This is a genomic window from Agrobacterium vitis (assembly GCF_013426735.1).
Lineage (GTDB): Bacteria > Pseudomonadota > Alphaproteobacteria > Rhizobiales > Rhizobiaceae > Allorhizobium > Allorhizobium vitis_D.
In genome coordinates, this window is sequence record NZ_AP023277.1 from 40,925 (window position 1) to 67,262 (window position 26,338).

Annotated in this window: 30 protein-coding genes and 1 pseudogene; 10 read left to right on the top strand and 21 right to left on the bottom strand. The window is 55.3% G+C overall.

Annotated elements, in window-relative coordinates; all coding sequences use genetic code 11:
* Window positions 1–31 precede the first annotated feature (31 nt).
* From H1Y61_RS26160 to H1Y61_RS26190, 8 genes are read right to left on the bottom strand one after another with little or no spacing between them, the layout of a single operon-like run.
* Window positions 32–1,060, bottom strand: coding sequence for a TrbL/VirB6 family protein (locus tag H1Y61_RS26160; RefSeq protein ID WP_174010459.1), 1,029 nt, complete (start codon window positions 1,058–1,060; stop codon window positions 32–34).
* A 12-nt stretch (window positions 1,061–1,072) separates the two neighbouring features.
* Window positions 1,073–1,300, bottom strand: a complete 228-nt coding sequence (locus H1Y61_RS26895; RefSeq protein ID WP_235678674.1) for a hypothetical protein — start codon at window positions 1,298–1,300, stop codon at window positions 1,073–1,075.
* Window positions 1,293–1,991, bottom strand: a complete 699-nt coding sequence (locus H1Y61_RS26165; protein ID WP_174010457.1) for a type IV secretion system protein — start codon at window positions 1,989–1,991, stop codon at window positions 1,293–1,295. The genes H1Y61_RS26895 and H1Y61_RS26165 overlap by 8 nt, the downstream gene beginning before the upstream one ends.
* 12 nt (window positions 1,992–2,003) lie before the next feature.
* A complete protein-coding gene (locus H1Y61_RS26170; protein WP_180575708.1) occupies window positions 2,004–3,092 on the bottom strand; it encodes a lytic transglycosylase domain-containing protein in 1,089 nt (362 codons plus the stop codon).
* Window positions 3,089–5,548, bottom strand: coding sequence for a VirB4 family type IV secretion/conjugal transfer ATPase (locus H1Y61_RS26175; RefSeq protein ID WP_180575709.1), 2,460 nt, complete (start codon window positions 5,546–5,548; stop codon window positions 3,089–3,091). Before H1Y61_RS26175 ends, H1Y61_RS26170 begins: the two co-directional genes overlap by 4 nt.
* Before the next feature lie 2 nt (window positions 5,549–5,550).
* A complete protein-coding gene (locus tag H1Y61_RS26180) occupies window positions 5,551–5,850 on the bottom strand; it encodes a VirB3 family type IV secretion system protein (RefSeq protein ID WP_174025985.1) in 300 nt (99 codons plus the stop codon).
* 1 nt (window position 5,851) lies between these two features.
* Window positions 5,852–6,202, bottom strand: a complete 351-nt coding sequence (locus H1Y61_RS26185; RefSeq protein ID WP_132665707.1) for a TrbC/VirB2 family type IV secretion system protein — start codon at window positions 6,200–6,202, stop codon at window positions 5,852–5,854.
* A 12-nt stretch (window positions 6,203–6,214) separates the two neighbouring features.
* Complete coding sequence (locus H1Y61_RS26190; protein WP_235678673.1) at window positions 6,215–7,165, bottom strand: lytic transglycosylase domain-containing protein; 951 nt, start codon at window positions 7,163–7,165, stop codon at window positions 6,215–6,217.
* Window positions 7,166–7,340: 175 nt separating this feature from the next.
* Here H1Y61_RS26190 and H1Y61_RS26195 point away from each other — a divergent pair, with 175 nt between their 5' ends.
* From H1Y61_RS26195 to H1Y61_RS26215, 5 genes are read left to right on the top strand one after another with little or no spacing between them, the layout of a single operon-like run.
* On the top strand, window positions 7,341–7,949 hold the full coding sequence (locus tag H1Y61_RS26195; protein WP_174025987.1) for a hypothetical protein: 609 nt from the start codon (window positions 7,341–7,343) through the stop codon (window positions 7,947–7,949).
* Window positions 7,946–8,485, top strand: coding sequence for a thermonuclease family protein (locus tag H1Y61_RS26200; RefSeq protein ID WP_174010445.1), 540 nt, complete (start codon window positions 7,946–7,948; stop codon window positions 8,483–8,485). The genes H1Y61_RS26195 and H1Y61_RS26200 overlap by 4 nt, the downstream gene beginning before the upstream one ends.
* Window positions 8,482–9,186: a thermonuclease family protein gene (locus H1Y61_RS26205; protein ID WP_180575681.1), complete on the top strand. Its 705-nt coding sequence runs from the start codon at window positions 8,482–8,484 to the stop codon at window positions 9,184–9,186. Before H1Y61_RS26200 ends, H1Y61_RS26205 begins: the two co-directional genes overlap by 4 nt.
* Entirely contained in the window at window positions 9,187–9,567 is a 381-nt protein-coding gene (locus H1Y61_RS26210; RefSeq protein WP_180575682.1) for a hypothetical protein, read from the top strand. It begins immediately after the preceding gene.
* Between the two features lie 22 nt (window positions 9,568–9,589).
* Window positions 9,590–10,177 carry a hypothetical protein gene (locus tag H1Y61_RS26215; RefSeq protein WP_180575683.1) on the top strand — a complete coding sequence of 196 codons (588 nt, stop codon included), beginning with the start codon at window positions 9,590–9,592 and terminating at the stop codon, window positions 10,175–10,177.
* 69 nt (window positions 10,178–10,246) lie between these two features.
* Here H1Y61_RS26215 and H1Y61_RS26900 read toward each other — a convergent pair.
* Window positions 10,247–10,563: pseudogene (locus H1Y61_RS26900) on the bottom strand (PRC-barrel domain containing protein).
* A 563-nt stretch (window positions 10,564–11,126) separates the two neighbouring features.
* On the opposite strand from H1Y61_RS26900, the gene H1Y61_RS26220 reads away from it, so the two are divergent.
* Window positions 11,127–11,633, top strand: coding sequence for a copper chaperone PCu(A)C (locus H1Y61_RS26220; protein WP_180575684.1), 507 nt, complete (start codon window positions 11,127–11,129; stop codon window positions 11,631–11,633).
* A 264-nt stretch (window positions 11,634–11,897) separates the two neighbouring features.
* On the opposite strand, the gene H1Y61_RS26225 is transcribed toward H1Y61_RS26220, so the two are convergent.
* Complete coding sequence (locus H1Y61_RS26225; RefSeq protein WP_180575685.1) at window positions 11,898–13,658, bottom strand: peptidoglycan D,D-transpeptidase FtsI family protein; 1,761 nt, start codon at window positions 13,656–13,658, stop codon at window positions 11,898–11,900.
* 424 nt (window positions 13,659–14,082) lie between these two features.
* Between H1Y61_RS26225 and H1Y61_RS26230 the strand changes: the two genes are divergently transcribed.
* Window positions 14,083–15,408 (top strand): Nramp family divalent metal transporter, encoded by a 1,326-nt coding sequence (locus tag H1Y61_RS26230; protein ID WP_180575686.1) that lies wholly within the window; start codon window positions 14,083–14,085, stop codon window positions 15,406–15,408.
* Between the two features lie 71 nt (window positions 15,409–15,479).
* Here the strand turns inward: H1Y61_RS26230 and H1Y61_RS26235 are convergent, their stop codons facing one another.
* The gene (locus H1Y61_RS26235; RefSeq protein ID WP_113493521.1) at window positions 15,480–15,896 is read right to left on the bottom strand and encodes a MerR family transcriptional regulator; all 417 of its coding nucleotides are present in this window, start codon (window positions 15,894–15,896) and stop codon (window positions 15,480–15,482) included.
* A 574-nt stretch (window positions 15,897–16,470) separates the two neighbouring features.
* On the opposite strand from H1Y61_RS26235, the gene H1Y61_RS26240 reads away from it, so the two are divergent.
* Entirely contained in the window at window positions 16,471–16,851 is a 381-nt protein-coding gene (locus H1Y61_RS26240) for a hypothetical protein (RefSeq protein ID WP_235678672.1), read from the top strand.
* Here H1Y61_RS26240 and H1Y61_RS26245 read toward each other — a convergent pair.
* The 4 genes from H1Y61_RS26245 to H1Y61_RS26260 form a co-directional block, all read right to left on the bottom strand.
* Window positions 16,770–18,119: an adenylate/guanylate cyclase domain-containing protein gene (locus tag H1Y61_RS26245; protein ID WP_180575687.1), complete on the bottom strand. Its 1,350-nt coding sequence runs from the start codon at window positions 18,117–18,119 to the stop codon at window positions 16,770–16,772. The two genes, H1Y61_RS26240 and H1Y61_RS26245, sit on opposite strands and share 82 nt — an antisense overlap.
* Window positions 18,120–18,203: 84 nt before the next feature.
* Entirely contained in the window at window positions 18,204–18,488 is a 285-nt protein-coding gene (locus H1Y61_RS26250) for a copper-binding protein (protein WP_071207504.1), read from the bottom strand.
* Window positions 18,489–18,508: 20 nt separating this feature from the next.
* Window positions 18,509–18,988 carry a cupredoxin domain-containing protein gene (locus H1Y61_RS26255; RefSeq protein ID WP_071207507.1) on the bottom strand — a complete coding sequence of 160 codons (480 nt, stop codon included), beginning with the start codon at window positions 18,986–18,988 and terminating at the stop codon, window positions 18,509–18,511.
* 150 nt (window positions 18,989–19,138) lie between these two features.
* Window positions 19,139–19,408, bottom strand: coding sequence for a hypothetical protein (locus H1Y61_RS26260; protein WP_081358800.1), 270 nt, complete (start codon window positions 19,406–19,408; stop codon window positions 19,139–19,141).
* A gap of 190 nt (window positions 19,409–19,598) precedes the next feature.
* On the opposite strand from H1Y61_RS26260, the gene H1Y61_RS26265 reads away from it, so the two are divergent.
* Together H1Y61_RS26265 and H1Y61_RS26270 are read left to right on the top strand one after the other, a co-directional pair.
* Window positions 19,599–20,276 carry a response regulator gene (locus tag H1Y61_RS26265; protein WP_180575688.1) on the top strand — a complete coding sequence of 226 codons (678 nt, stop codon included), beginning with the start codon at window positions 19,599–19,601 and terminating at the stop codon, window positions 20,274–20,276.
* Window positions 20,263–21,636 carry a sensor histidine kinase gene (locus tag H1Y61_RS26270; RefSeq protein WP_071207505.1) on the top strand — a complete coding sequence of 458 codons (1,374 nt, stop codon included), beginning with the start codon at window positions 20,263–20,265 and terminating at the stop codon, window positions 21,634–21,636. Before H1Y61_RS26265 ends, H1Y61_RS26270 begins: the two co-directional genes overlap by 14 nt.
* Before the next feature lie 114 nt (window positions 21,637–21,750).
* On the opposite strand, the gene H1Y61_RS26275 is transcribed toward H1Y61_RS26270, so the two are convergent.
* The 6 genes from H1Y61_RS26275 to H1Y61_RS26295 form a co-directional block, all read right to left on the bottom strand.
* Complete coding sequence (locus tag H1Y61_RS26275; RefSeq protein ID WP_071207504.1) at window positions 21,751–22,035, bottom strand: copper-binding protein; 285 nt, start codon at window positions 22,033–22,035, stop codon at window positions 21,751–21,753.
* Between the two features lie 20 nt (window positions 22,036–22,055).
* A complete protein-coding gene (locus H1Y61_RS26280) occupies window positions 22,056–22,535 on the bottom strand; it encodes a cupredoxin domain-containing protein (protein ID WP_071207503.1) in 480 nt (159 codons plus the stop codon).
* Between the two features lie 32 nt (window positions 22,536–22,567).
* On the bottom strand, window positions 22,568–23,926 hold the full coding sequence (locus H1Y61_RS26285) for a multicopper oxidase family protein (protein ID WP_071207583.1): 1,359 nt from the start codon (window positions 23,924–23,926) through the stop codon (window positions 22,568–22,570).
* A 13-nt stretch (window positions 23,927–23,939) separates the two neighbouring features.
* Entirely contained in the window at window positions 23,940–25,385 is a 1,446-nt protein-coding gene (locus H1Y61_RS26290) for a TolC family protein (RefSeq protein WP_071207582.1), read from the bottom strand.
* A gap of 5 nt (window positions 25,386–25,390) precedes the next feature.
* Entirely contained in the window at window positions 25,391–25,609 is a 219-nt protein-coding gene (locus H1Y61_RS26905) for a hypothetical protein (protein ID WP_081358799.1), read from the bottom strand.
* A gap of 89 nt (window positions 25,610–25,698) precedes the next feature.
* Entirely contained in the window at window positions 25,699–26,085 is a 387-nt protein-coding gene (locus H1Y61_RS26295) for a hypothetical protein (RefSeq protein WP_180575689.1), read from the bottom strand.
* Window positions 26,086–26,338: the final 253 nt, after the last annotated feature.

Here is a 26,338-nt window from a genome sequence, read left to right on the forward strand (position 1 = left end):
TAGCCCTTAAACCCCTCTGAACAGCCTGCGTTTAGCGCGGCACGCTGTTGCTACTGATGCGATTTTGCATCGCACTCGCACTTGCATTTCGAATATTTTCCCGCATGCCGGCTTGTGTCCGCTCGCGTGCCTCCATGCCGAGTCGGCCAGCTGTGCCGGAGGCACTACGCGCGCCGGTTAGCATTGCAGCTGGAGCACTGAAGCCTGTCAGGCCCCCGACAGTTCGCGCCACTTGACCGATTCCGGCCGCGACGCCGCCCGTGATCCCCTGGGCAAGCGTCTGAATGTTGAAGAGGACAAAGGCACCGGCAGCACATAAAAGAAGGAAAGCCGCGACATCATCGAGTTGAAGTCTGCGCTGGTCGGCCGCCGCAGTGACCTTCGTCAACTCTGGATCCATTGCGGAGATCAGGAACGCAGCAACCACGTAAACGAACAACGGAATAAGCGCGTACATCAGTACACTTTGGAACCATGCCATTCCGTAGCTTCGGGTGGATTGAAACAACAAACATGCGATGAAAATCGGCGCGGTTCCTAGCAGCACCCACATCATGACTTTAGCGAGCAGAAGGATCGCGAGAGCGACGGCAATAAACACGCCGACGAAAAACATGATGAGGAAACCGACCATTGCCGGGAGAACGGAAAAATATCCGGCCTGCTCGGCAAAGGCCCCCGCCGCTTTATTGGCCGTTTCCCAGATCATCGACAGGCCGTTCGTCGGCTCCGTGATGCCTGTGTTGCTGACAGCTAGAATGGCGCGGCCAACATCTTCGGGCGTATCGCTCAGCCAAGTGTAGAAGAATGTGTTGAAGTTACCCCATGAGTTTATGAAAGCAACGATCAGCGTCATCCTGACCACGCGGCTGATGACCTCGCCGACACTGACCCGAGCCGTCCCCATGATCAGTTGAAGACCGTAGTAGGCGACGTAGGCGATCAATAGCACGGTTAGAAGCGGCGCGACTTCGCTGCCAACTACCCCATAGGCGCTTTGCGTGAAGCTAGCGCCTGTCTGTTCAATCCGATCCAAAAGCCCACCGAGGAAATCCTCCATCGCCCAACGCCCCTATTCAGTTGCTAATTTGTCGATGGCCGCGAGAGCGGCTGATGGATCACCGTTGACGTTCGTCATCGGGCCACAGTCGTGACGCGGATCCTCAACGAAAGACGTCATGTTGGCCGGTCTTTTGCAGGGTGCTGTTTTCTCTTTCGCAGCCGTTCCACAGCCGGCAAGCCCGGCCGTGAACGTCGCGATTAGAAGCACTTTTCCAGCTGTTTCGAATGCCTTAATCACCGTAGGTCATCGCCTTTTTCGAGTTCGACATATCGACAAGACGCTGCTGATTTTGGGCATTAAGCGACTGAACGGTGCCATTCATGACGCCAATCATTTCGTTCAGCACCAGCCCCGATTGAACTTGGAGCTGCGTGTTCTGATCGATCGAGCCCTTGATATCCTCAGCCTTGCCGATCTGCTGACCCGCTTGCTGGAAGGATTGCGTACGCTGCTGCACAGCCTGATTTGATCCAGTCACCAGAGCAGCTACGCCAAGGACCGTATTCATCACTTCCTCATACGACTTATCGCCTGAGAACGTGCTATCGGCCTTTCCCGAAAGGTTTTTCACCAGCTGCAGCCCGTTGATGAATGTGGAGGCTACTTTGCCGATATCGCCGCCCATGCCTCCGAAATTCGGTACGCCACCGCTCATCAAGCTGTCGAATGACGGCATCTGGGAAACACTGAAGCCATTGCCGATAGCAAGGTTCTGCATAGGGCTTTGCACGCTTCCACGGTCACCCGTTACGGCTTTAAGTGTTTCTTCGACCGTCTTAAGAACCTCCTTGTTGGTATCGAGGATGTCGGTCGTTGTTTTCGATGTTTCCTGAGCAACCTTCAGGTTAGCATTGTCGATTGTGGGGACCTGAGCGTACGCTGTCGAAGCTAGAGCCAGCGAAAACGCCGTTGCGATCGTCTTTTTCATGGCAGTTCTCCTTTATTGTGTACTCAACATCAGTTTCATTTCGGACGCCCGTTCCCTCTTCTGGACGCAAGCTTGTTCCGTTTCATTCCATTCTACGTTCAGTGCCGGGTCGCAGAGCTTCACCGTTTCGGGGTCTTTATCGTCTTTTTTCTTCACCGAGCTCGTGCGAGAGGAGCCGGACCTTTCACCGAGATCCAGCGCGTTCTTCGAGTTCATGAGTTCAGCCATTGTCGCTCCAAGACGAATGACCTGATTCATCATTTCGAGATTCGCGTTTCGCGCCCCTGAGTTCTGGTCCCAGCTGTCTTGGATCGTGCCCGTCTGCATCTGCCCGAGCTGCTGCAACCACGAACTGACATTGCCACTGCTTTCAGTGATGGACTGGCTCGTCGCCATAGCGTTCATCGAGCTGTCACGAGCACCCGAGAAGGCTGTGCTGCCTCCTCCATAGTTCATCGGAATGTTGGAGGTATCCGACCCGCCAAACTGCGGCATCCATTGTTTCGTGATGCTCGCAACGTATCCTTGGGTTTCTTTAAACGGAGGTATGCCGCCGTACTTCTGGACGTTCCCAGGGCCAGCATTATAAGCCGCCAGAGCTAGGTTCGTATTCCCGTTGAAACGCTTGAGCTGTTGCTTCAGATAGCGCGCGCCGCCCCGAAGGTTGCCTTCGATGTTGTTTGGATCAACGCCGAGGTCCTTCGCGGTTCCCGGCATAAGCTGCGATAGCCCTGTCGCACCTACAGGAGATTTCGCGCAGGGGTTAAAGCGGCTCTCTTGATAAACAAGCGACATGAATAGCGTTTCGTCTACGCCCTCTTCCTGAGCAACACGCTTTACGAGGCCGACGATTTCCGGATTAGCCTGCGCAGCGGACGGCGCATCGCCTCCCTTGCCCTTTTTGTACATGGAGCACGTCACGCTGGTGCTGACAGTGTGACGCTTCTTGTCAGTTTCCTTGATGTCGTCGGTTGTTTTCTCCCTTACCGTATCGTCGCCCGTCAGCGCGGCGTCAGTAATCGGAACCTGTGTAAAGGCGGCGCTCGGAGCGCCAATCGACATAGCTGCAGCGAGCAGCACCAGAGTGGGACTTTTCCTCATTCAGCATTCTCCCATCCGCAAAATTTCGCCAACCAGTTTTCCGGCTCGTCTCCGTGTTGCTCGCGGAGCGCGGCGCACTCCTCGATCGTCTCCTTTCGCCCGGACAGGACTTTCACCAGATCAGGCATGCTCGACAGGTCGAGCCTGGCAATGACGGAGTCATTGCCGTGCTTGATCAGGAAGGTCCGCTTCTCCGGCGGGGTGTTCTTGATGAAGTTGAATTCCTTCACCGTGAGACCAAAGCGCTTGATGTAGCTCTCCTCGTCTGCACGCGGATTTGGGAAGTGAATGTTCGTGGCAGACTGCTCAATAAGCGTATGAGAGACCTTCGATTTGGCAATATCGGCGGCCGACTGTGTGCCAAAGCCCACGATGCCGTTGAGCTTACGAATGGTCTTCATTTTGTCGACAATGAACGCGCTGAAGGTGTCGTCCAGGAGCAACTGCCAGCCCTCGTCCATGAAGAACATGACCGGGTTGCCATCCAGCAGTTCATCAAGCCGATGGTAGAGATACATAAGCGCGGGGGTTCGCAGCTCCTCGTTTCCGAGAATGTTGGTCATGTCGAAGCCGAATACGGTCCTGCCGGAGAAGGACAGCACATCGTGCGGTGCGTTGAAGAGCCACGCTTTCTCGCCTTCGATCCAAGGACGAAGGCGGGAATAGAGATCGTTTGCGTCCGCCCGGGCACGGCCCATTAGCAGGTTGCCGAGGTTGGTGAGATTTCGCTGTTGTGCCGGTTCCTCCATGAGGCGGACTACAGCGCGCTCGATAATATCTTCATCTTCCTGGGTGAACTCGCGGCGATCACGCCCACCGAGCATCGCCTTGAGAAGGCGCTGAAGAAATTCTCTGTTTGGTCCGGTGTTCTCCAACTGGAGCGGATTGAATCCCGTTGGAGTACCGGGTGAAAGGACCTCATAAGATCCGCCAATGGCTCGAACGAAGATTTCTGCTCCCCGGTCTTTGTCAAAAAAGACGGCGCGCGGTGTTGGCGAAACTCGCATGGCCTGCGCAAGGAGAAAGCTCAAACCGACAGTTTTACCAGAGCCGGTCGGTCCTGTGACGGTGAAATGCCCGATGTCTCGACGGTGAAAATTGAACCAGTAGGGCGTTTGAGATGTCGTCTCAAGGATTGTGATGGGAAGGCCCCAATGTGTGCGTTCCGCCTGACCACTGGCGAAATTGTGCATTGATGACAGGCCCGAGAAGTTAGAGCTGGAGAGCATCGCCTTTCGAGCGATGTAGGAGTGGTTGCCGGGTAACTGTGCCCAAAACGCGGCCTCAAGATTCAGATCTTCGCGCAGCCAGTTGATGTTCATGTCCGTGAGGCATGCACCAAGTTCCGACACGCAGCGGCTCAAGCCTTCAAGGTCCCGGGAAATGCAAAGTAGCGAAAAATGATGGAAGCCGAACACGGCTTCCTGATTCAGCATGCTGTCGAGTGCAAAATTGATGTCAGATTCTACAGAGGTCCCAGCCTCGTCCGAGGCACGGATTTGTCGCTGGAGGCGCGTTATGCGCTCTTGTGCAATCGGCTTGTCGGCAAGGGTAAACGACTGCGTCAGGATGAACTCGTGGTTCACCTGTAACAGTCCGTCCAACATGCCGGGTCCAGTGAAAGGTGGATATTCCTTGATTGACAGCAGTGCGCCATACCGCGACTCTTCGTCGACGGCGGCTTGCGCGTGAAAGGCGCGCTTGGCGAAGTGGAGACGAGACGTTCCGATGAAGTTTCGAATGCCCATGCGCGGCAGTCGCATCTTTCGAGACACGCTACCCGTTAGGATAGAATTGAAAAATTCGCAGGGCTCGGAATAAGGTTCGCCCTTGGTTTCTTCCTCCTGCCCCTCGATCTTTGCGGTATCGTCGGACTTCTTCCGGTAGGTTATGCCGAGCGAACGGGCTCCGTATTTACTCAGTTCACGGACGATATTCCCGATCAGTTCCTCCAGGTCCGTTACCTCTTCGCGAGTGGCCTGTGTTTTAGCGTCCTTGTTTGACTGCGTAAAAATTCGCTTGAGAGAGTCGCCAACACCAAGCGCGCCGCGCATGCCCGAACGGACAATCGTCAAGTAGATCTCGTTTGTGAACATGCGCTTCTTGCGAAGCTGGTCCATGTATCGCGTATTGAGGATGTCGCAGAATGATTGGTCGAACTTTCCACCGATCTCGGTTTCGACCTCGCGACGGATCACGGTTGACCACAGGGAAAACCGGCTTGAGCCGAGCGCGCGGATCATCGTGTTCTGAACGACCGATCGCATATTCAATTCGGCCTGATCTTCGGTCTGGAAAAACAAGCCGTCGAGCTTGATAACACTGGCGAGCGATCCATTCTCAAGACCTATCACCGTGTCCGAGACATGCCGCATGTAGGGAATATGAACGGACATAGGCCGCTCGTTTCCGGCGACCTTCCCAAATCCTAGCTCTTCTTTGACGACTTTCAGCATAATTATGGTCCGTACGAGTTGGTGCCCCAAAAGCGCTTATTGGGAGTGCGGGGGGTCTTGCGTGACGAAACCTGAAGCACGTCGAGAATTTTCGCGTCCCATGTGCAAAGCGAGAACAGGACCAGGTAGCCCACAGGCGCGAGCAGAAGCGCGGCAAGATGGTTCGACGCAAGCCAACCGATGATGGTTATGCCGATGATCAGCACAACCGCCATGTATGGCACGCCCCAAAGGGTAGGTGACCGGGTCAGACCGATCACCAAAGGCGTAAGCGCCGGCTTCTCATCCGAGAACTCGCTCAACTTACTGCCCGCCCACCGAAGAGATCATCTGATCAACAATGGCGGGAGCGCCGAACACGAGCCCGATACCAATGACGACCGCGCCGGCTGTAAACCAAGACAACCGACCGGCAAATGCCATGAAGCCCAAGGCGATTACGGCGATGATCGCCAACAACCGGCCAAATGGGCCAGTGATGAAATCCACGATCATCTGCACGGCGGTCTGAATAGGGCCGAAAGCACCACTGCCGCCGCCACCTGCCCCTTGCGCAAACGCCAGCTCAGCACCGACGATCTGTACCGCCGCGACCACGCCAAGAAGCGCGATCACCTTAACCGCTTGGGATTGACCCAACTTCACACTTTTCATCTGATTCTCTCCTTAGAAGTGCATTACGCCACCGACAAACTTGCCGGTCTTCTCCACGGCAATTACCCCGCTACCGTTGGCCGTATTCGTCGCCGCTGCTTCGCGGACGACATTTCCGGCCTTCCGTTTGCCGGTAGGCATCGGAAGGCCAAGCTGAAAATTGAGGACCTTTGCGACGTACCCGACCGTCTCCTGAAAGGGCGGTACTCCGCCATATTCGTAGATCCGGTTTTCGCCGCTGTTGTATGCGGCGGCTACGAGCAGAGGATTTTGAAACTCGTCGAGGAGGAAGCGGAGATACTTGATGCCGCCTTCGATGTTCTGAGCAGGATCGCAGATATCCACGACGCCGAACCGCGTAGCGGTGTCAGGGATAAGCTGCATGGGGCCACGCGCACCTTTGGGCGAGTTGCGAACCACATCAAACCGGCTTTCGGCCCATGTAATCGCCACAGCAAACGCCTCGTCTACCTGATGGCGGCGCGCGGTCTCTACAACCAAGGCTTTGATCTCGTCAGGCGTCATCGGAGACGCCCCACACTCCTTTGCCCCCACCACGGGCGAAGCTAACACGTTTTCTGCGCCAATTTGGATAACTGAACCGGTGGCACGAGGAGTAATCGGGGAGTCGGCTTCTGATCCTGTCACATCCACATACGAGGTGTTTCCTGCGCCAATTTTAGTAATTGGCAAACCGGCCGCTTTGGTCGCGTCTTTCTGCTGGTTCGCGTCCTTCACTACGCCATCAGCGCCCAAGACAAATTCTTTAGCTGCGACAGGCTCCCCAGCCCATCTTTCCGCGAAGTTGGTAGCTAGTGACGGTAGTTCAGACGTTGTTGTATCATTGTATGCGCTGGCTATTCTGGTATTTTTTACAGCATCTTGGGCATATGCGCAGTTGGCCGACCACAGCGTAGCGAGAGCTGTCCCAAAAAGGACGGTGGTGCCTAAAAAGCCTGCCATGCTAGCCCTTTTTTCCATCGTCTCCGCCTGCCAAACGGTGTTGTGATTAGGAAGAAAACCGATTAAGTTGATGCTTGTATGATACCGATTTGGCTCAGACTTACAAGTTTTTGTGCCAGTGTTAAACCCCCTTTCTCAAGGGAATCCGTTGTACCAAGATGGTTAGGGCTAGAAAATGATACGGACCATCATTACCGCACTCACAAGTTGCGCAATGGCAACACAAGCTTTTGCCGCGCCGGCAATTAACAAGGATTACGTCAAATCACTCGTAGCCCCCGGTAAAACGGCTTTGGTGGTCGAGTATTATGACGGCAATGGAAAGGTCGTTGACCGGAAGGGCTATGCAACAGCCTCAGGGTTCAAGGCGGTCTCCGGAACCGACTTCAAGATCGATGATAAGACAACAGTACATCTGTACGGTCTGCAGCCGTGTAAGGGCGATTTGGTCAACCGGACGGAAGACTATGCGGGAACGTGCGATGACTACGCTCTTAAGCAGCTTCAGGTCATGTTGCAGAGCCCAAAGGTCGTTTTCTGCCGCGCCTTCGTCAGCGAGAAGGGGGCGCCGATGCAGAATGCGACGTGCTACGGGTACTACAATTACCCTGGTGCCATGGACTCGGTCGATAATTTTGAGGAACAGCTTCTTTCTCTAGGCGCTCTTCGTCTCGCCAAAAAACCTGATGGATCAGTGGAGCGGCCTGATCTTCAGGAAGCCGAGAATCTCGGCAAAAAGGGCGATTTCGGCATGTGGGCCGATCCGCGGGTAAAGTCGCAATGAAGCGGATAGCCCTTCTCATGGCGGCACTGATGCCTACCTGGGCTCTCGCAGCCTCGGAGGGCTATTTCGATTTAAGGCCGGACGGAATAACGCTCGAGACCGGGGACACATGGGTATCCAATGGAGAGCGGTTCCGTCTCTATGGAATACAGTCATGTTTGCGCGGTACCAACTATACCGATGCGCACGGTAACACTCGCGATTGCGGCGAGGCGTCCCTCGCTGTTCTTGCCGCGTATATCATGGACACGCAGCCGATTTGCGCACCAGTCGCTAAGGCAAACGACATTTCGTATGTCATTTGTTACGCGACCGTTGGGAGCCAGCGGCTGGATCTAGGGCAGGTTCTCGTCAGCAGTGGGTACGCGTTTGCTGCATTGAAGAGCGACGGACTTCCATATCATGTCCCCTACTCTGTGGCCGAACAGATGGCCCAGCAGAAAAAGGCGGGTCTCTGGCAGTTCAAAGACGTCCAGCACCCGTCGATCACCCTCAGCCGAGAAGCCAATCAGCGCGCCAGGAAGGCGGAGCAATGAAACATATTCCACTGCTCGGCGTCATTATCGCTGCGATTGCCACACCTTCAATGGCCGCCGACCTACAATACTATACCCCGCGCTACTCGGGGCGCGTGGCACCACCCGTCGATTCCGCGCCCGTCAGGTTGCCGGTCTTCAAAGGCGTTGTAACCGTTTTAGACGGCCGCACTCTTTGGTATGACTCTCTCGGACGTGGCTATAAGGTCCGCCTCGCGAGTATCGATGCATGCGAGCTCCCGCAATGGGCTCTCCACCCCAAGTGGGTAGACCGGACAAAGAACCAAGCGCCTATGCCGGTTCCCTGTGGCCCGCTTGCAAAAGCTTGGTTGAAGCGAACCATTGGCAACAAGGTGACGGTCTGCACGACGCTTGGGTATGGAAATGATGGCATTCCTCTCGCTCAATGCACGGTCAAAGGCCGAGACGTGGCGACGGAAATGCTGCGCGTAGGTTGGGCGCGAGTGGATTCCCCCTACGCCAACCAACAGTACCTTTCCTATCAGCACGATGCCATGGCCGCCCGTTATGGAATGTGGGGCACCTACGTGCTCGACATGAACGAATGGCGGCGCAAAGCGGTTGATAAGACCCTTGAGCGGCGACCGCTGGCGGACTTCAACCTTTTGGCAGAACGAAAAAGCGAAATCTCGCCGCCGTTTGCTGACGCACGCAACAAACCTAAGAGGACAGATCGATAGTTGCCGGATATCGCACATATCGCGACATCGTTCGCTATCGATCCGATGGCGGCGCTATTGGTTGCCATTCCACTTTCGCTCGCCCTGATCGTGCCCTGCGAACGTTTGTGGTCGATCCACGCCCCCTGCGCTCTGGTCCTCCTCGTGGTCTCAGCATTATTCCAGGCCGAGCGTCATCTCGCTCTCGACAGCTATCTTGTCGGCTTTTTTGCATTTGCGGCGGTTTGCCGGGATATCCCAAACCGCCCCCTCCTCTACCGCGTCGGTATCCTCTGGTTTGCAGCATTCTCGTTGATCGCCGCCGTCATTTATGCGGCCTCCGACCGAACAGACCCCCACGCGATAGAAGCCAAGATCTCACACCGGCCAATTCCGCAGTGAACGAATGAGAGAGGGAAAGCTAATGAAAGCTCTGTATTTTATCGCCGCAGGTGTTGCGGCTCTCGCCATGACACCTGCCGCAAGGGCGCAAGATGCGTCTTGGGGGTGCCAGATCCTCCTTTGCGCAGCGTCCAAGAACCCTTCATGGCAGGGGGTTGGGTACTGCGTGCCGCCCATGCAGAAATTGATTTCGGCGATGAAAAAGCCCGGCTTCTCGTGGCCGATCTGCGAAGAAGCTAAGGCCGGCAAACCGGGCAACGAGCCTTTCGAGGATTGCCCTGCCGGTTTTCAAGCCGGGCGGTCATCTTCTGGTCGCGACAACGAGTCCCTCTTCGGCGGTGGCGAGGCAAATGTTTGCACAAAGACAGTCAACCAGTGCAGCAACCGCGGCGCTTTTCGGACGCTCTATGGGAACGACCGCGCAAACAAGCAGGCGGGCATCACAATGCGCGAACTCAATTCAAACAGTAACGACAATGGCTTTGGCGGTGGCAATAGCTGCCAAGTAGTCATCACACAGCCAAGGCCAATGAGGGCTGACCCGTATTACTTCGACATTCCGAACGATAAAGGCGTGAAAGAACGCCATTGGTTCAACCTCAATCTGTAGGCGTCTCTATGAACCAGAAAATTATACTCGTAATAGCTGCCAGCTCCCATATCGCATTTGCGTCCAATGTCAGGATCGGAGCCATTGTAGCAATTCGGGTCCGAGAAGCCGCGCGTTCAATTGTTCGTCTGAGAGTTCAACGAAACTGTCAAGGTCACGTAAATCCATGAGAGGCACGCTGACTGGCTTCGCTCCAATCCCAAGGCCGCCCCCACGTCTATAACCGCTTTCCCTGTGGGCCCCGAACCGTGAATATGGTCAAGCTTACCCACCTAACGGTCGTCAGCGCCGTAAATTGTGGCACCTTCTAGCACAGCGGGGGTCAGCTCCGTGCTGTCAAGGCGAAGATGTTTGGTATGGTCCCTTGTAAATCCTCTATTTGGCATTGAATGAAAGTGCGGAGATCGTAACTTTGTTCCCTCCTAGCGTTCCCGAGACGATGTTGTCGTTGTGGGGAAGCGTTTGTTAAGCCGCAGCACCAGTCCCTTGATAACCTCAATCGATGCCAGCGTATGTCAGATCATGAAGGTTTCGCCTTGGCCAAGAAGCCGAAGCCTTACGAGCCATCGAAGGTAAGATTCGGGCAGCTATGTCCCCGATTTGCTGCACCTGGGCACATGCTCGCTGATCGCGAACGGTACTCCAGTGTGTCACTCGAGATAACTGGCAGTCGAGAAGTCATCGGCGTGCGGATGGGCAGGCAGTCTTTCTGGTCACGACCATCATTGGTGTCACCGGGCTGTGGCCAGCAGTTCTTGCCGACACTGGAGCGACGGTGCTCGTCACCATGAACGCGCTGCGCCTGCTGCGCCCATTTCCATTGAGTAAGAGGGTTTTCAGACGATATTTGCCGGGATATACCGCTCAGAGCCAGCGCCAAGGGTCTTTGGCACCAGGTGGAACTGTTTTAGCAAGAGCGCGGGTAGGCTCGCGAGAACGGAGTATACTTATGAATCTAAGGGTCGCTGCTTCTGGCGTGTTCGTGGCTCTCATTGCCGCGACAGGCGTTCCCGTCTCCTCCGACGCACATGACTTCAAGGCGGGCAGCCTTGAACTTAAACACCCTTGGTCGGCCAAGGCACCTCCGGTGGCGCCCGTACTTGGCGCATATCTCGTGATCGTCAACACCGGAGAGGAAGCCGATCGGCTTGTTGGCGGCAGCACGCCCGCCGCCGAACGTCTGGAGCTACACGAGTCGACACTGGTCGATGGGGTCGCGCGCATGCGACCCGCGAAGCAGGGCATCGAGATCCAAGCTGGGGAGACCGTGAAACTGCAACTGGGCGGAGCACACATCATGCTTGTGAACCCCAGGCAGCGCCCAGGCGAAGGAGAGAAATTCAAGGCTACTCTGCAGTTCGAGAAGGCGGGTCCCGTCGAGGTCGAGTTCGTGGTTCAGTCAAAGGCGGAGGCCCCGTCGGCTTCCCAAGACCATGGTGCCCACACCAAGCCGTGAATTCGCGCGAAAGCGGAGGTCGTCCGGGTCTGAATGTCTGAAGGTGTCTGCTGGGAACAGGACGGGCGCCTTCGTCAATTTCAAGATGGCGTTCATCGCGTGACCGATCCGCGGACAGGTGGCAGCGGCACACCCAAGGCCAGAGCCATAGCCTGTTTTTCACTTCACGGCGTATCTGAGCAAACTGGCGTTTGTCCGATGGCGGTGATGAGATAGCTTCCCGCTCGTCGCCGAACAATTCATGGACGATGATCCCATGACCAATCAGTAGTTGACCAGCATCTGAGGGCCGGTTTCACCTCCGAACCGGGGCTTCACATCAAGCAAGGCTGCTGTTCTCTCGATGATCTCCTTGGTCATCGGAGCCGCGGTGGAAGCCGCGGTCCTTCCTCCGTTCACACCTGTTTTCGGCGCATCGATGATTGTCAGCACGACGTATCGCGGCTTGTCCATCGGAAAGCCTGCGACAAATGCGTTGAAGTTGATGTCGCTGGCATACCTGCCATTTATGACCTTGTCGGCAGTTCCGGTCTTTCCGCCCACATGAAAGCCTTCGACCTGGGCGCCTCGGCCAGAACCCTTGAGGCCGTTCCAGTTGTAGAGGAACCGCATATCCGCACTGGTCTTCTCTTTGATGACGGCGCGGGAAACCAATGCTGCATCGTCTTTCGAACGTGGAAGGAAGGTGGGGTTGATGAGGTTGCCGCCGTTGATCAGGGCTGCGGCAGCAACGGCGGTCTGCAGTGGGGTGGTAGCTACGCCGTGGCCGAACGAGATCGTGACGGAATTGATCTTTTTCCACGTTCGGGGTTGGGTAGGGGTCGCTACGCCGGGCATCTCCGTGTCCATCTTGGAAAGCAGCCCCAGTCTCGTAAGAAACTCCTTATGCCCCTCTATCCCGACCCTGTCGGCAACAGCCGCCGTTCCGATGTTCGATGAATACTGAAAAACCTCCGGGATCGATAAAGGTCGGTTCTTTCCCTTGAAGTCCCTGATCGTAAATCCGCCCATACGGATGGGGCGGGACGCATCCACAACGGAATTCAAGGTGATCTTCTCTGCGTCCAGACCCATGGCAAGCGTAAAGCTTTTGAATGTGGACCCCATCTCGAATGTGGCGTTGCTGATCCGATTGAACCAGCCTTTTTCGTATTCCTTGTCGACCGAGCCATCGGGGAGGGCGCGCGAAGGCTGGTTCGGATCGTAGTCAGGAACGGAAGCCATAGCGATGACCTCGCCAGTTTCCACGTCGAGAATGACGGCACCAGCAGCTTCTGCCTGATAGTTCGTCATCGCGCGCGCCGCGATTTCGCGAACGATATGCTGGACGCGGACGTCGATCGAAAGCCTCACAGGCTCGAGCCTGGTATCGTTCGTCAGGCCCGTCGCTCGAAGGTCGGCATAACCTTGCTGATCGATGTACCTCTCCATACCCGCAAGACCGAGGTTGTCGACATTGACATGGCCGACAATATGGGAGGCGGTGGCAGCACCCGGATAGAAGCGTCGCTTCTCCGGACGGAAACCTATGCCGGGAATCCCAAGCGCAAGAATATCAGACTGCTGCCGGGGCGTGAGCTGGCGGCGCAACCACTGAAAGCCGGAACCGGATCGGAGCTTCCTGTGCGTGTCGCTCCAGTCAAGGTTTGGCAGCACGGTTGCAAGTTTCTCCACAACCTCGTCAGCGTCGACAATACGTCGCGGTTCCGCATAGAGCGACACGGTGTTGATATCGGTCGCTAGAAGCTCGCCATTACGATCGAGAATGTCCGGGCGCGTTGCGACGGCATTGGCGCTGGGATGAATGGATCCCGTCACCACCGGGTCGTTCAGGCCATACTGAACGAGACGTGCGCCAACGACAATGTACATCACCGCAAAGCCTGCAATCAGGAAGCTCAGCCTTTGTCGACTATCACGCTTGCGGCGTTCGGATGTGCCGACAAAGGCTTTAGTAACAGGCTTGACCCTGGACTCCACACTGAAATGGGCGCGGCGGTTAAGCCGTACGATAAAGCCTATCATATCTAACCGTCATCTCCGAAAGCATTGACCATGAGCAGCCCAGACCGTCCGCCGATGTGTAGTTTGCACCTGGCGGGTCTGAAACCAATCGAGGATTTGGTACGACACCAACCGCAATGAAGTTTGCATTAATATACACTTAAAATTGCATAAAACTGATTAACGTTTCGTTATCCTCGCCCGTCGTGGATGTTGATACGCAGCCCGTCGCGGAGCGGGAGAGACTGACAAACGCAACACGATGTTTTCTGAAGGACTACCAAATCCGGTCTTCGATCTGACCGGGGAAGTGGATCATCATCAGCGAATTCAGGAAAATATCAGCGCTGAAGGCACCAAAGGATATCGTCTTGCCAACGCCATCGATTAATGCGAATGATTTGCAGTTGCAATATAGCAAGGGCTATGAAGGCGAGGCGGGGCTGTGGACAAACCGATCAAAGGCTGGCGGCGGACCGTGGGTGAGGCATCTCTATCGGATGTTCACCGTTCCATCGGAGTTGCTGCGGGATCAGGCACCTTCCGCAGGGCAATGGCCTTTTTCGGCCCCGGCTATCTTGTTGCGGTCGGATACATGGATCCGGGAAACTGGGCGACCTCGCTGGCTGGCGGATCGAGATTTGGATATGCGCTGCTCACTGTGGCACTTGTCTCGAACATCATGGCGATCGTCCTGCAGTCGCTCTGTGCGCGGCTTGCTATCGGCTCCGGGCGGGATCTGGCGCAGGCGTGTCGGGACGCTTTCCCAAAGCCAGTGGCTATGGTTTTGTGGCTGCTGGCCGAGATCGCCATCATCGCGACAGACATCGCCGAGGTGATCGGCACCGCGATCGGCCTCAACCTTATCTTCGGCATCCCGCTGGAACTAGGTGTGATCATCACCGCGCTGGACGTTTTTCTGATCCTGTACCTTCAGAAGCTGGGCTTCCGTTGGGTCGAAGCGCTCGTCATAACGCTGCTCGGCGTGATCGCTGTCTGCTTCACCATCCAGATCGTGCTTGCCGATCCGGACTGGGGTCAGGTGATTCTCGGATTCGCGCCCACCACTGAGATCATCACCAACCCAGACATGCTCTATCTTGCGCTGGGCATCCTCGGCGCGACCGTCATGCCGCACAACCTCTATCTCCATTCAGGGATCGTGCAGACCCGCAACTACGGCCACACGCTGCCCGAGAAGCGCGAAGCTCTGAAGTTCGCGACGATCGACTCCACCGTCGCACTGATGTTCGCTTTGCTCGTCAACGCCTCCATCCTCATCCTTGCCGCGGCGACTTTCCACAAGACCGGACAGACGTCCGTTGCGGAACTGGGCGAAGCCCATAATCTGCTTGCCCCACTGCTGGGCCTTGCCATAGCTCCGACGCTGTTCGGGATCGCGCTTTTGTGCTGCGGCATCAATTCGACCGTGACCGCGACCCTTGCTGGCCAGATCGTCATGGAAGGGTTCCTCAAGATACAGCTAGCGCCGTGGCTTCGCCGCCTGATCACACGGGGAATAGCCATCATTCCCGCCGCGGGTGTCACCATCGCATTCGGAGACAGCGGCACCGGACAGCTACTGATCCTCACTCAGGTCGTTCTCAGTCTCCAGCTTTCTTTCGCAGTGTTCCCGCTCGTGATGTTCACTTCTGATCGCGCGAAGATGGGGGAACTCAAGGCACCGCTTTGGCTCACATCGTTTGCCTGGCTCATCGCCGTGGTGATCGCCTTACTGAACATCAAGCTGCTGTACGACTTCGTCGCGTAGTCGGCATGAGTGGCGACCGCGCGATCATCTCACCGTGAGTAAGTGGACGCTGTCCATCATCGTTTCGGTTTTTAATCGTGATCCGTGGTGCACATGTCATGATTGGCCAGCGCCCGGATCACGTAGCAGTCGCGCACCTGGTTGGAGTGGCAGTGTGTCGAAATCCGCTCGAGTTCTGCCTCTAGCTTCCTCAGCCGTTCGATCTTCTGTCGGACGGCGATGAGCTGTTTTGCCGCGATCCTGTCAGCCTCTTCGCATGGTTTTTCCGGATGCTGGCTGAGATCGATCAGTTCACGGATCGCTTCTATTGTCAGACCGAGATCGCGTGCATGCCGGATGAACGAGAGGCGTTCTTGCTCGGTTCTGGAATAGCGGCGTTGGTTGCCTTCCGAGCGCTCCGGGGGCGACAGAAGCCCCATCTGCTCGTAATATCTGATGGTTGGCACTTTCACACCGGTCGTCTTCGACAGGTCTCCAATAGTGAGCATCGATCCTCCAAGCGGCACGAACAGGGCCGCGATATTGCAAAATGAGGATTCCCCCATGGTAAATCAAGTGAGTCCTTCGTGTCCGGCATAGCATGGTCCACCGTTATCATCGGTAGGTCCCAACAATCATCATGTCGAGGGAGAATCCGGCTTCCTCGCACGCCAGTCTCTGAGCCATAGGAACGTCTCGATCCCGATCGCCATACCAAGTGCGATCGACGCGACCGAACCAACGATCGCTTCCAGTAGGTCGTGGCCCGTCACCCAGCAGACAACCGCGAGCGTGAGCTTCACAACGGTATAGCCCGCTACCGAGAAGACCGCGATCCAGGATGCGGCACAGGTCCCGTTTCAATCTGACTGGCATACAGATATTCAAATGCATCCTGTGTTTGAACTGCCCCACGAAGAAATATCAGCGATAAAGGCAATGTGTAGAAAGATGATCCTCGGCATTAAGCAGCGAATGATTGACATCAAACAAAGCTACTTGATTGATGGACATGATTAGAAACTTCATCGTCGGGGTCTCATTTTAACACGTGACCGATCAGGGCAGAGGGGCATTGTCGAAATGAGCGACACGACGCAAAGCCGGAGCCTTCAGATCAGTCCGAACCACACGGTCGCCTTCTGGCGCGGCCTCGAACTGAATCTGAACAATCCGAAACAGGAGGACGCTTCGGTCATTCAGGCCCAGTCAGCAGAACGGCCACCATTTCATGTCTCGCACTTCCGGGACAATATTACAGTCAATCTGACTGTGACCTCGCTGCTGACTTCGTTCGTCCGGGACTACGACTTCGATGTGACGATCGGCCTGACGGAATTTCATTGTGATAGCCCCGGCAAAGTCCTCGTCGGTGGTGTGGTTTACATTCCAACGAGCGGTATCCTTGGTCGCGACTGGAAAGAAGACCTTTGGAAATCGGTATGTATGTCCCCGGTCTCATGACTCGCCGGCGATGCTAGATTGGCAGCGCGACGGATATAGGCAATGTTGACCGACGCCTTCCTGCCAGGGATACTGACGCCGTTGGTGTAGACCCAATCATTGGCCCCAAACATACCCGGGACTTCTTCGATTATGCGGTCCGAGACTACGAGTGGCGATTTCAATAGGCTGGCCAGAGACTCCAGGCGTTGAGCGACATTCACGGCGTCCCCGATCACGGTGAACTCGTCATGGAAGCCGCTTTCAATGACCCCGCCGAGAACGGTACCATAGTGAAGGCCGATCCCCGCGTTCAGACAGGGGCCGCCCCTGCCAATGTTGTCGTTGCGCCACTCGTCGAGCGCCGCAGTCAAAGACAATGCGCAGGCCAATGCCCGCTGAGCATCGTCCGCCTTGGGCTTCGGCTGCCCGAATACCGCCATCACGCCGTCGCCGATGAACTTGTCAACGGTTCCGCCATAGGCGAACACAGTGCCGGCGACGATGTGCCGATACTCACCGAGGACACGGGCAAGCTCGCGTGCTGAAGCCGTTTCCGCATATGACGTGAAGTCGCGGATATCGACGAACATGATCGCCGCGTCTCGCCGCTCGAGGTCAAGGTTGGCACTGGCAGTCTGAAGATCGGCGACGACTGTTGGCGAGAAGAAGCGTGACAGGTTCATGCGCTTCTCCTCGATCCTCAACGCCTGTCTGATGGTGCGGTCGTGATCACGCGCCAACAGATACACGGCCAGCGCCGTGAACGCGAAACTCATGGTCAGGCCGAGGTCCTGGTTGAAGAAGTTGGCCAGTAATGTTCCGGGCGCGCTGGCGTGATGACGGAACGCCATGAGGGCAAGCATAAGCACCCATGCCAAGACCACGATCGTCGAAAACAAAACGATCAGCCTTCGCTCGAGCTTCAAGGCTACGTGGTTCAGAAGGATGAATGAGACGACTAAGCTCGACGTCGTAAGGGCGTGGTCTTCCGTGATCGGACTAGCCAGGAGGTGTTCATAGAGTATCACCACAACCAAGGCCGCATCGAGCGCCACGAACACTGCGCCGAGGTGTTTCTGTGTAGGGAAATAGACAGCCACCGCGACGGATGCCACGCTGACGATCAAATAGACCGAACTGACGATGGCATGGGTCGTAAAGCTGGCGAGACCGTCACCGAAAACGAGATTGGCGAACAGGATCGAAAGGACAACGAACCGCAGCGAGGCCGACCTTAGTTCCCGGGTGGAAGCATTTTTGCCGAACGGCGTTGATTCCTGATTCATTGATCCATGCCCGCACTATCGAGAGTTCTCGATCCTTAGAAAGAGGTCGGAAGGGCCGAGCGTTGGAAGGCTCGGCCCGATAGCTTACTTAATTTCCGTGACGGTCAGGTTGCCCTCGACGCGCTCGGCTACAAACTCGATTTTTGCGCCTTCTTTGAGCTTCCCGAGCATTGCGTCGTCCTTGACACGGAACACCATGGTCATTGCTGGCATTTCCAGGTCCTTCAGTTCCTCGTGGATGAGAGTCACCTTTTTCGCCTTCGCATCGACCTTCTTGACCGTGCCCTTGGTGAATTCAGCAGCGAAAACCCCGGAAGCCACTGTGAGAGCTAGTACCGTCGCCGTGGCGAGCTTGATGAATGAAGTCATGTCGATTTCTCCTTGTAGGGTTACTTCTGGGCAACGGTGACGTCACCGTGCATCCCGGCGTCGTAGTGGCCAGGAACCAGGCAGGCGATCTTGAAGGTACCGTCGTTGGTGAACTTCCAGATGATCTCGCCGGACTTTCCGGCAGCCAAACGGATGGCATTCGGGTCGTCGTGCTCCATGTCGGGGAACTTCTCCATCACGGCCTTGTGCTCCATAACCTTCTCTTCCTGATCGAGAACGAACTCGTGATCCAGCTCGCCAGCATTCTTGATGGCGAACACAACCGTCTGGCCCTTGCGAACCCTGAAAGTATTTGGCGTGAAAATCATCTTGCCGTCGGCCGTCTCTTTCATCGAGACACGGATGGTCTGGGTGGCCTCTGCCTTCTTGCCGGGTTCACCGACAGCCATAGCCGCGTCATGGCCACCTTCGTGGGTGCCGGAGGCGAGGGCGGAAGTGGCGAGAAATGCGGTAAGAACTACTGTCAGTAACGTTTTCATTGATTTATCCTGATGGGGAAGCGGAGAGTGCAAAGTCGATATCGATCCGCACATTCTCTCACGAAGGGTTAGTCACTTGCGTTTGCTAGTCAGAAGCGTTGGACGCACTGGATGGACTAGCCGTAACGATAGCGTAGCGAACCGGGTGCGTTACCTGCGGTTGTTCTTGACGGACTCCGCCCTTGGATCAATGATTGTGACCGTACCATAACGGGTGTTCTTACGTTCTACCTTGCCGCTTTCCAGAACGCGGACGCTGACATCAGGATCTGACATAGATGATGCTGTATCTCCGGGGTTTCCATGTCCTTGGATAATACTGGCGACTGGTGAAGCCGTCTTACCAAGAGTGGTGTAGGCGAAGGCTGTCGGCGTAATAGCAATCACAGCAGCTACAGATATGACGATTTGTTTGATCATGACTAAAATCCTTATTTAGAACTGCGACCTGCAGCAAAAATAGGATAGAGCGTCTGTTTTTCCGTCACCTGTCTCCTGATATACAAATTTGTAATCCGTTCGCCAATAATCTGCCGTAAGAAAGCCCCAATCACGTGGCGTTGACTGCAAGATGTAAGGCGCTGTGCTAAAAGAAAAAGTGGCGGGTGGCATGAAGATACTGCTCATTGAAGACGACCAAACGACGAGAAAATATCTTGTAAAGGGCTTAAGTTCCGCTGGGCACTCGATAGACTGCATCGGGGATGGTCGCGAGGGGCTCTCAGCAGGCTTGGACACGCGCTATGATATTCTAATCGTTGATCGGATGGTTCCCGGCCTTGACGGCCTAAACCTTGTCAAAAGTTTGCGTGCAGCATCGGTGCGTACACCTGTCTTGTTTCTGACGGCAATGAGTGGCGTGGATGATAGGGTGGAGGGTCTTGAAGCCGGGGGTGACGATTACCTGGTTAAGCCGTTCGCGTTTTCGGAATTAGTCGCTCGTATAAACGCCCTCGTTCGGCGCCCCCCGATTGCCGCTGAGAAGACAAAGCTATGGGTCGGCGACCTTGAAATGGATCTCGTCGCGAGGACTACCTCACGTGCCGGACAACTCATTGAATTATTACCGCGAGAGTTTTCATTGCTTGAATTACTGATGAGAAACGAGGGAAGAGTGCTCACAAAAACGATGTTTCTGGAAAAAATATGGAACTTCAATTTTGACCCTCAAAGCTCAGTCGTCGAGACGCATATCAGCCGCCTCCGGGCAAAAATAGATAAACCTTTCAGCACATCACTTTTGCATACTGTCAAAAACACTGGCTACACGTTGCATGCTCGCGGGTAGTTTTCTCAAGAGTACCGCGGTCAGGCTCGCAATTATCTACATTTCACTTTTTGTTTCTGCGTACCTAATTGCAAACATTGTAGCTTATCAAATGGTTGTCAAATTTTTGGATGACCGACTGAATTCTAACGTCATGGAACGGTATCGCGAGATCGCGTCAGCCTACGAGGCGCGTGGTCTGAACGGGGCCGTTCAAATGATTGAAAGCCATGGTCCTGCTGTTAGGGGTGAAGAAACTTTGTATACGCTGCGCGGTGCCACAGACGACCTGGTTGCCGGAAACGCCAAATTTTCGAATGTACCAACAGGCCTTTCGACCTTTCGATTCAATAACCAACACGAAAGTGCACCTCACTATAAATTGTTCCGGGGACCGCTGGGAGAATATGATCTGGTTGTCGGAATTAGCTACGGCGACACGGACCAACTTGCTCGTATCGTCCTGATAAGTTTTGGATGGGCAACGGCAATAATCTTGGGCGTTGGAATGACCGGAGCTTCGATTTTTGCTCATCGAACTCGAAGGCGCATTTCCGTTCTTTCTACCATTGCGCATGAAATCGGGCATGGCGACCTCTTCAAGCGCCTTCCGATTTCCCCTCGTATGGATGAAATTGATGTCCTCTCCACTGAGGTTAACGTCGCATTGACACGGCTTGAATCAAGCGTGATCACGTTGAAGCAGGTTACCACTGACGTTGCACATGACTTGAAAACGCCAATTGCGCGTACCTTTCTAGTTCTCGAAGACTCCCTACAATCCGATGTTCCTGGTGATATGAAGAGCGGTATTGAGATCGCTCTTGTGGAACTGAAGTCTACGGCTGAAACATTTGACGCTGTTCTTCGGATTGCGCAGATTGAGTCGCGCAGTCGAACTGTCAATTTCAGGGTTTTCAATCTGCAATCATTGGTTCGAGATATTTATGAGGTTTACGAAGCGATAGCCGTAGATGCGGGTTACGACCTCACGCTTTCCGACAGCATTTCTGACTCCTGGATCGATGGCGATCCAGATTTGATTAAACAGTTGTTGGCCAATTTGCTTGCTAACGCAATGCGCCACACCCACGCTGGCTCCAAGATTGTTTTATCGCTTTCCAACAACTACAATAGCATTTATCTGGGCGTCTCCGACAACGGTCCAGGAATTCCCCGTGAAGAACGTGAGAGAGTTTTTGATCGCTTTTATAGACTTGAAAAGAGTAGGACGACGGCCGGGTCCGGATTGGGTCTCACGCTTGTGAAAGCCATTGTGGGTCTTCATGGGGCGAATATTAAGCTGCTTGACAACGATCCCGGCCTGTCTGTTGTTGTTGGTTTCCCCCAAGTGAAGAGGGTAGATCATCAGGCGCATTAAAACCCACCAGCTTTTTGCACGGGACGCTTGTAGATGCAGCAGACTGCATCAACTGAATTGACGATCACATGGCGAATCTGTCGGGCCGAGCGTTGGAAGGCTCGGCCCGATAGCTTACTTAATTTCCGTGACGGTCAGGTTGCCCTCGACGCGCTCGGCTACAAACTCGATTTTTGCGCCTTCTTTGAGCTTCCCGAGCATTGCGTCGTCCTTGACACGGAACACCATGGTCATTGCTGGCATTTCCAGGTCCTTCAGTTCCTCGTGGATGAGAGTCACCTTTTTCGCCTTCGCATCGACCTTCTTGACCGTGCCCTTGGTGAATTCAGCAGCGAAAACCCCGGAAGCCACTGTGAGAGCTAGTACCGTCGCCGTGGCGAGCTTGATGAATGAAGTCATGTCGATTTCTCCTTGTAGGGTTACTTCTGGGCAACGGTGACGTCACCGTGCATCCCGGCGTCGTAGTGGCCAGGAACCAGGCAGGCGATCTTGAAGGTACCGTCGTTGGTGAACTTCCAGATGATCTCGCCGGACTTTCCGGCAGCCAAACGGATGGCATTCGGGTCGTCGTGCTCCATGTCGGGGAACTTCTCCATCACGGCCTTGTGCTCCATAACCTTCTCTTCCTGATCGAGAACGAACTCGTGATCCAGCTCGCCAGCATTCTTGATGGCGAACACAACCGTCTGGCCCTTGCGAACCCTGAAAGTATTTGGCGTGAAAATCATCTTGCCGTCGGCCGTCTCTTTCATCGAGACACGGATGGTCTGGGTGGCCTCTGCCTTCTTGCCGGGTTCACCGACAGCCATAGCCGCGTCATGGCCACCTTCGTGGGTGCCGGAGGCGAGGGCGGAAGTGGCGAGCGCTCCCAGAAACAGTGCGATCATTGCAGTTTTCATAATATTGTCCTTTGGTTGGTTGGGAGAGATGATCAGCCGTGTTTCACTGGTTTTGGCGTAATCTGGGTCTTTGCATCTTTGGCCTTGGGGGTGTCAGGTAGGCTTCCCGTCCACTCCCAAGCCTGTGTACCGGGCGGGTTTTCATACCATCCTGGATCGCTGTAATCCCCCGCCGAAATACCCTCGCGGACCTTCACTACAGAGAACATGCCGCCCATTTCAATGGGGCCGTGCGGACCCCAGCCTGTCATCATCGGCACGGTGTTCTCCGGGATTTCCATCGACATCTCGCCCATATCCGCCATACCAGCGGTACCCATGGGCATGTACTCAGGACGGAACTGTCTGATCTTCTTGGTCACTTCCTTCTTATCGACACCGATGAAGGTGGGGATTTCGTGGCCCATGGCGTTCATCGTGTGGTGCGACTTGTGACAGTGGATCGCCCAGTCGCCGACGTACTTCGCGTCGAACTCGTATGCCCTCATCGCCCCGACCGGCAGGTCGATGCTGACCTCCGGCCATCGGGCCTCTGGGCGTACCCAGCCGCCGTCGGTGCAGGTGACCTCGAAGTCGTAGCCGTGCATGTGGATTGGGTGGTTCGTCATAGTCAGGTTGCCGACGCGCACACGTACCCTGTCATCCTTAGAGACCACCAGCGGATCGATTCCGGGAAACACGCGGCTGTTCCAGGTCCACAGGTTGAAGTCTGTCATCTCCATGACACGCGGGACATAAGTGCCTGGGTCAATGTCAAAGGCGCTCAGGAGGAAGACGAAGTCGCGGTCAACCGGCATGAACGTCGGGTCCTTCGGATGGACCACGAAGAAGCCCATCATGCCCATCGCCATCTGTACCATCTCGTCGGAGTGCGGGTGGTACATGAACGTCCCCGACTTCACGAGGTCGAACTCGTAGACGAAGGTCTTTCCGACAGGAATATGCGGCTGCGACAGCCCACCCACGCCGTCCATGCCAGATGGCAGGATCATGCCGTGCCAGTGGATGGTCGTGTGCTCTGGAAGCTTGTTGGTGACGAAGATGCGTACGCGATCCCCTTCGACCGCCTCAATTGTCGGTCCCGGGGACTGGCCGTTATAGCCCCAGAGATAGGCAGTCATGCCTTCTGCCATCTCGCGCTCTACCGGCTCGGCGACAAGGTGAAATTCCTTCACGCCGTTGTTCATCCGGAAAGGCGCGGTCCAGCCGTTCAATGTAACGACCGGGTTGTAGTCGGGACCAACCGAAGGCTTCAAAGGCTTCTGTGTTGTAGGGGACTCCATGACTGCCGCTTCCGGCAGGCCCATGTTTGAGGTCTGGCTCCATGTTTGGGAGGAGACGAGGGCAGCACTGGCTGCACCCGCTCCGAGTAACTGTCGTCTGCTAAACATCGTGTTCCCTTTCTTAGTCCGCATCAGCCGACGCGACTTCGGTCTCTTCTGCTTCTGAAGATTCGCTGCCGCCGTAGATGACAGGGGCGAGGTTTGCTTCAGCCAGCCAGAAGTCGCGTTTTGCGTTGACGGCGAGGATGGTGGATTCGATCTTCTCTCTGGTGTCCGAGATCAGCTCAAAGGTGCTGGTGATCATGCCGTTGTAGCTGCGCATCGATTGCTCTTCGATTGCGTTGCGCAGTGGCAGGACGCTGTTGCGGTAATGGCGGGCAATGTCGTAGTTCGATTTGTACGAAACGTAAGCGGAGCGGGCTTCCGAACGAACATTGACTGCCAGCTCCGCGAGCTGGTTGGCTGCTCGCATGTAGGCGAGTTCGCCTTTACGAAGACGAGCTTGGCCAGAGTCGAAGATCGGGATCGTGAATTCTAGGCCAGCTGTGCGAGTGGTCTCGGAAACAACTTTCCCATCTTCTCGTTCACGCTCCTTCTCCCATGTGCCGACCAGCTCGATATCCGTAACAATGCGGGTGACGTCCTCCAGCTTGTAGGACTGCGCCGTCGCCTGAAGTTCCAGTCGAGCCACTTGGAGGTCCATTCGTTTACGAATGGCTTCCGCCTCGATGTCGTCGCGCTTGATCAGTGCCTTAGGCAGGTTCGGCAAGCGGTTTGGAATCTGGAAGTCGATGTCGGAGCCCGAGAGACCCATCAATCGGACGAGTTCTTCTTTGGCCAGCTTTGCTTCAAGCCGTGCTTTTGCCGTCTCGCCGGTTACCTCGGCGTAGAAGACATGCTCGCGGGCTTGATCTGCTTTTGGTAGGGAGCCAGCTTCGCCGATTTTCTTGGCAAGATCAGATGCAGCGTCTGCCGCCGCCTTGGCTTGGTTAAGGTAACCTACGTTCTCCCAGGCGGAGACGGCTGTGATCCATGCACGACGAGTTTCCGATGCCAGCGAAATTGTTTCGAGAGCTGCCGTTAGCTGAGCCTGGCGGAAGCGCGTTTCCGCTAACTTGATGTTCTTGTCGTACGTCGCCAGAGCTAGGATATTGGCGGCGATAGCTCCCTCGATAACGCGGTAGGCTTCGAGCCCCGGACTTCCGATCCCCGTTAAGCCGACCGAGAATGTTGGATAGACCGACAGCTGTGTTTGCCAGACATCTGCAGCACTTTCACCAAGCTCAGAATAAGCAGCCTGAAGGCCCTTATTGTTGAGCAACGCTATTTGCACGGCGGTCTCGACGTCGATGGTCTTTTTTGCCAGCAGCGACTTCACTCGGGATCGTACAGCCTCGGCTTGTTGTCGATTTTGAACCCAGACCGTCTGCTTTCCGGTCGCCTCGTTGCTTTTTAGCGATGCGTTGGCGAAACCAGCATCTTTGGCAGCATAATCTGTCGTGACGCAGCCTGCTGCAATGAGAGGGAGAACGACGGCTGAGATGAGCTTGATGTGACGCATAGTCATCATGGTCATCCTTTCCTCGGAGCTTGGGCGTCGTTAAGACCGCGCCAAGGCTTCGGATCGACGGGCATACGATGCGTGTAGCCACCAATAGGGCTCTGATACCAAACGGGCCTGACATAGGACACGGTGTCAGGGGTGTCGGCCGAAGCTACGATTTCTGGCAATGTGGAAGCGCATCCGCTGACGACAAGCGGCAAGGCAACCACCAGGAACAAAAGTTTCATGATGAAATCCGAATAAGAGATAGAAGCTGCGCAACGAGCCATTTGCCCGTAGACGCACGTTCAGACCCGCAAGGGCGGGTTGAGCCTATTCAGATGTTCGGTGGGCGATGCAAAGGAACGAGTTCGCCGATGACGTCGCTGTCGTTCATGAAAGCATGGATGGACGAAACGACGGGGCCATTCCAAGTGTCTATGTTTGCTATGATCGCAATACTGACACAGAAGTCTTTGCAGCACTCCTGCTTTACCACTTTTGACGAATCCTCGTCCGCAGACACTTGATCGTGATGGTCGTGTTCGCTCATCTGAGCGCCAGCATACTCCATGCTTTCCGACATTACCATCGGAGCATCGGATGCCCGCCCGTGCATGGCTGCTGTGGCCGTGGACAGCGAGTATCCGGCCAGTGATACAACGATCACCAGTCTAATCAGAATCAGCAATTGCTTGCAGATGATTCGATACATCGAGCCCATTTCTCACAGCTACCTTCAATGGAGCCAAATTTCAACAACTCAAATATGTCAGGAAAATCGGAGTCGTATTTGTGACGACGAACTTTCGTCCGATTTGACGATAAGGGTTCCAACGCTGGCAAGGTCAAGAGCGGCAGTCGAACGAAATTGATTTGTAGTCGTTGTCGGGTGGCGCTTCACGGAACCGATGGCGAACCTGAGCGTTTCTCAGGGTCATTCACCGGAGCATCGCAGGAGCGTCACTTGCATGCCT